Annotated in this window: 2 protein-coding genes; both read left to right on the forward strand. The window is 70.4% G+C overall.

Translation table 11 applies throughout. The features are described 5' to 3' along the window. Positions 1 to 2592 (forward strand): molybdopterin-dependent oxidoreductase (locus tag IE312_RS01795; RefSeq protein ID WP_229898876.1); only part of this gene is annotated, 2592 nt, incomplete at its 5' end. A gap of 6 nt (positions 2593 to 2598) precedes the next feature. Then, positions 2599 to 3573 carry an antibiotic biosynthesis monooxygenase gene (locus IE312_RS01800; RefSeq protein ID WP_189977608.1) on the forward strand — a complete coding sequence of 325 codons (975 nt, stop codon included), beginning with the start codon at positions 2599 to 2601 and terminating at the stop codon, positions 3571 to 3573. Positions 3574 to 3955 lie beyond the last annotated feature (382 nt).

The raw sequence follows: 3955 nt of genomic DNA on the forward strand, positions 1-3955 counted from the left end.
GCCTGCACGGTGTGGCTGGACGGCGCACCGGTCCACAGCTGCATCACCCCCGCGTTCCGCGCGGACGGCCGCGAGGTGACCACGATCGAGGGTCTGGGACGGCCCGGCGCCCTGCATCCCGTGCAGCGGCGGTTCGCGCAGGCGCCCGGGTTCCAGTGCGGTTTCTGCACCGCAGGGATGATCATGACGGCGGCGGCCTTCACCGAGGACCAGAAGGAGGATCTGCCGCGGGCACTGAAGGGCAACCTCTGCCGCTGCACCGGGTACCGGGCGATCGAGGACGCCGTGAAGGGCGTCGGCGCGGTGGAGACGGCGGTACCGGGCAAGGCGGTCGGGAGGAGCGTCGGCGCGCCGGCGGCCCTCGACGTGGTGACGGGGCGCGCCGAGTTCACCATGGACACGCAGATCGACGGCATGCTGCACCTCAAGGTGCTGCACTCCCCGCACGCGCACGCCCGGATCGTCTCGGTCGACAAGAGCGCCGCCCTCGCGGTGCCCGGCGTGCACCGGGTCTACACCTGGGAGGACGTGCCCCGCAGACGCTTCACCACGGCGATCCACACCGATCACCTGGTCGACCCGGACGACACCTACATCCTCGACGACACGGTCCGCTTCGCCGGGCAGCGCGTGGCCGCGGTCCTGGCCGACACGGTCGGGGCGGCCGAGGAGGGCTGCCGGCGTCTCGCCGTCGAGTACGAGGTGCTGCCGGCGGTGTTCGACCCCGAGGCGGCGATGGCCGACGGCGCACCCCCGCTGCACGGCTCCCCGGACCCCTTCGTCCGCGACCCCGTCCACAACATCCTGCTCGAACTCCACTCGCACATCGGCGACGTCGACGCGGGGTTCGCCGCGGCGGACGTCATCCACGAGGGCACGTACTCCTCGCCACGGGTGCAGCACGCGCATCTGGAGACGCACGGTTCGATCGCCTGGATCCAGGACGGCCGCCTGAACGTCCGGACCAGTTCGCAGTCACCGCCGATCGCGAAGGTCAAACTGGAGTACCTGTTCGGGCTGCGCCCGGACCGGCTGAGGGTGTTCTGCGCGCGCGTCGGCGGCGGATTCGGCGGCAAGCAGGAGGTGATCTCGGAGGACCTGGTCGCGCTCGCCACCCTGGACACCGGGCGGCCCACCTGTCTGGAGTACACCCGTGAGGAGGAGTTCACCACGGCTTCGCCCCGGCACCCGATGACCCTGACCGTCAAGCTCGGCGCGAAGGCCGACGGGACGCTCACCGCCGTCCAGGTGCGCAATGTGTCGAACACGGGTGCCTACGGCAACCACGGCGGCGAAACGGTGTACGCCGGCGGTGCCGCCGTCATGATCTACCGCTGCCCCAACAAGAAGTACGACGCGTACTCCGTCTACACGAACACCGTGCCGAGCGGGGCGCTGCGGGGGTACGGGATGACGCAGCCGGCGTTCGCCGTGGAGTCGGCGATGGACGAACTGGCCCGCGCCCTGCACATCGACCCGCTGGAACTGCGCCGACGCAACATCGTGCGGCCGGGTGAGCCCCTGCTCGCCCTGCACGACGGCCCCGACGACGTGATCTTCACCGAGGACGGGCTCGCCCGGTGCATCGACCTGGTGGAGGACGCCCTGGCTCGTACGGCCGACCGTCCGCCGCCCGGCCCCGAGTGGCTCGTCGGGACCGGCGTGGCGAGTTCCCTGCACGAGACCGCGCCCCCGACGGAACACCTCTCCGAGGCATGGGTCACGCTGGGCGACGACCTCGTCTACGAAGTGTGCGTCGGGACCGTGGAGTTCGGGGAGGGAACCTCGACGGCCCACGTCCAGATCGCGGCCGACCAGCTGGGCACGACGCCGTCGCGGATCCGGCTGGTGCAGTCCGACACCGACCGCACGGGATTCGACACCGGTGCCTTCGCGAGCGCGGGCCTCTTCGTGGCGGGCAACGCGGTGCTGCGGGCGGCCGGCGCCGTGCGCGACCGCATCCTGCGCTTCGCCGCGGCCCGCACGGGCGTCCATGTCGTGCTGTGCACGATGGACGATGACGCTGTCCTGTGCGGGGACCGGCGGGTGCCGCTGGCCGAACTGGTCGCGCTGGCCCGGACGGGCGGCATCCGTTTCACCGCCGCGCGCAAGGCGTACGGCTCGCCCCGCAGTGTCACCTCCAACACGCAGGGTTTCCGGGTCGCCGTGCACCGCGTGACGGGCGAGATACGGATCCTGTACAGCGTACAGGCGGCGGATGCCGGGGTGATCGTCAATCCGGCGCAGGTCCGGGGACAGGTGGAGGGCGGTGTCGCCCAGGGCATCGGCTTCGCGCTCACCGAGAACCACCACCTCGACGCCGGCGGTGTGATGGTCAACCCCACCCTCCGCAACTACCGCATCCCCGCCTACGCCGACGTCCCCCGTACCGAAGTCCTCCTGGTGGACTCGGGGGATTCCGTGGGGCCCATGCGGTCGAAGGGGATGGCGGAGTGCTGTATCAACCCGGTCGCTCCCGCGCTCGCGAACGCGGTGCACGACGCCACGGGCGTCCGCTTCCGCGCGCTGCCGCTGACCCCGGAGCGGGTCTACGGCCGGCTCCCCGCGGAGCGGCCGGTGCCGACAGGGTGAGCCACCATGAGCACCGAACGGAACGCGGCCGCCGCGGCGACGGCGATCATCGGCCAGAAGGTCCTGCCCGGGCGGGAACGGGAGTACGAGTCGTGGCAGCAGGACCTCAACGCCGCGGCCGCCCACTACCCCGGCTTCCTGGGCGCCGAGATCTCCCCGCCGACACCGCTGCAACCCGACTGGGTCGTCGTGTACCGCTACGACTCGGTGGCGCACCTGCAGACGTGGCTCAACAGCGGGACCCGGCAGACGTATCTCGACGCCGGCGCCGCGTACTTCGACGGCCCGGCGACCCAGCAGGTCGTCAGCAGCGGCATCCGGTCACTGGATCCGCTGGTCACCGTCGTGGTCACCCACCGCGTCGCGCCGCACCACGTCGACGACTTCCTCGACTGGCAGCACCATATGGTCGAGGAGGAGAGCAAGTTCGAGGGGTTCCGGGGGACCGAACTCTTCCGCCCCGTCGAGGGGCTACAGGAGGAATGGACCACGCTGTACCGCTACGACACCGCCGAGCACCTCGACGCCTGGCTGACGTCGCCCGAACGGCGGGAGATCCTGGCCGAGGGGGAGAAGTTCAGCGACTTCCGGCTGCGTACGATCGACAACTCCTTCGGCAGCTGGTTCGCCTTCGGGGGCGATGGCAAGGACACGCCGCCGCCGCCCTCCGAGACCCGGACCTCCCTCGCCATCTGGGTCGGGCTGTACCCGACCGTCGTACTGCTGACGCTCGCCCTGTCCCCGCTGCACCTGCGGCTCTGGATCGGTCTGCTCGTGGGCAACCTGCTGTCGAGTTTCATCATGAGCTTCCTGACCATGCCCTACTACGTGAACCCGCTGCTCGGGCGCTGGCTGCGGCCGCCGCCGGACGAACCGGCGGCGAGGAGCAATCTGCGTGGCCTCGGTGTCGTCGCGGTGGTGATGGCTTTCTGGGCCGCCGTCTTCTACCTCGTCACCGTCCGGTTCTGGACGCTGCCGTGAGGCAGGACCCACCGGTGGACGGCGTGCGGGGGCTCATTGCATAGGAGGACGTGCACCCATGCGCCCCCAAGTGCACTCGTGCGTTACCGGACAGCACCAGAGCGGTTGCGGCGCGTGAGGGGGCTCGCCAAAATAGGCCGTCCGATGGGGGGAATCGGCGAAATCGTGCTCGGTGTCCAGGAGTTGACTACAGAGCCTGGTGTGACCGGATAGCTCCTCGGGTTCATCTCGAACCGGACTCCTCCTCGCGAGCAGCACCACCTGTGCCGCTGCGAGGGGAATCCGCAGCGAAGCAGGGGCGAGGGGGCAGATGTGACGTCCATCAGGGGTGGCGCCGGGTGCGGACATCGTTCCGGGCTGCTCTGAGAGAGCGCCGCGAACG

The organism is Streptomyces capoamus (assembly GCF_014654935.1).
Classification (GTDB): Bacteria; Actinomycetota; Actinomycetes; order Streptomycetales; family Streptomycetaceae; genus Streptomyces; species Streptomyces capoamus.

Bases quoted from the DNA above. Each gene is read 5' to 3' on its own strand.
- IE312_RS01800 (WP_189977608.1), top strand. From the start codon at position 2,599: ATGAGCACCGAACGGAACGCGGCCGCCGCGGCGACGGCGATCATCGGC.